Raw genomic sequence first — 1,199 nt, forward strand, 5'->3', positions numbered from 1 at the left:
CTCGTGAACGCCTTTTTCGTACTGGTTGATACGAGGGCTCGCCACCGAAGGGTCCATACCGGCTAACACGCCCAACTGCTTCTGCGACAAGCCGGCCCGGGTTCGGGCCTGTGCCAGCCGGACAGCAAAGACGGTTAGTTGTGCCGGACGTTTCGTCACTGACCACCCCTAAGGAAGACTTAAGGATGACGGAAAGGTCCGGTGGTTGGATACTAAGAGATACTTAGTCGCCCCGCAACTGGTGCGCCCCATGCCTGAGCAACGTCCGGCCACTATCGATGATTTGGGGGTTACCGGCGCCTACTACCTGGCCGCCCTGCTGATGGCGAGCGAGCATCGGCTCCCCGTGGCGGCTACTCGGCGCCTGGCTCTGGCCACCTTAAGTGCCCTGCGCGACTTACAGGTCATCGAGGTGCCTTAGCCGGAGTCTCTCTGGGCGGTGCAGCCTGATGCCGAGCACACCCCTCTCGAGCAACTGCAGTGGCGCTACGCCTGGCCGGAGTACCACCGTTCAGGCCTGATGCCCGTGCTCTGCGAGTATCTAGAGAGCGTCACCCGAGATGACTTCGGACTGGCCCTACGCTATCGCTACTGGCAAGAACTCGCTGTGGCCGAAGCGGAGCATTTCTTCGAGCTCCAACTGGCCAAGCACCGGTTCGATACCGCGTGGGCGCAGGACTTCATTTTTGTGCATCGCGACTTCCAGCCGGCGCTGTCTATTGCGCAATGGCGCTATTGTTGCTGGGCCGCGACCCGGCAAGGTGCCTCCGTTGCCCTCCAGCAACGACTGCCCGCGCCGGCGCAGGTGCGCGAAGCGATCTATGTTGAACTGCAGCAGCGGGCGGCCCGGCTGGCCACCGGGGTTTGGGCTGAGTGTTCGTTTCCCCCGCCCAACCCCCGCCCTGGGAGTGCGTTGAGCCGGATCTTCGTCACTCATCTGGCCAGGTTGGGGCCTGAGTTCTGGTTGCTAGCGCCCCATGTGGAGCATGTACTCTTTCGCGCAGGAGCCCAGCGCTAGTACTTCAATGATGACAGTCTTCGCCGCACATGGGCTAAGCAGACCCAGAATGTGCCAAGCGAGCCGTCCCAATGGGCAAACTAGTGAGAAAGAACAAGCTCGAACCCAGCGCGTTGCCGGCGACTGGCGTGTGTCGACGAATCAGGGCGCGTTTGCCTACGTAACGGCGGTCGAAGGAGAC

2 protein-coding genes are annotated in these 1,199 nt (G+C 62.0%); one reads left to right on the forward strand and one right to left on the reverse strand.

The window, feature by feature from the left end; translation table 11 throughout:
• Window positions 1-159: helix-turn-helix transcriptional regulator (locus AB0I77_RS53725; protein ID WP_363290356.1), on the reverse strand; the 159-nt coding region annotated here is incomplete at its 3' end.
• Window positions 160-439: 280 nt separating this feature from the next.
• On the opposite strand from AB0I77_RS53725, the gene AB0I77_RS53730 reads away from it, so the two are divergent.
• Window positions 440-1,018 (forward strand): hypothetical protein, encoded by a 579-nt coding sequence (locus AB0I77_RS53730; RefSeq protein WP_096378269.1) that lies wholly within the window; start codon window positions 440-442, stop codon window positions 1,016-1,018.
• Window positions 1,019-1,199 lie beyond the last annotated feature (181 nt).

This window comes from Streptomyces sp. NPDC050619 (assembly GCF_040654815.1).
GTDB lineage: Bacteria > Actinomycetota > Actinomycetes > Streptomycetales > Streptomycetaceae > Streptomyces.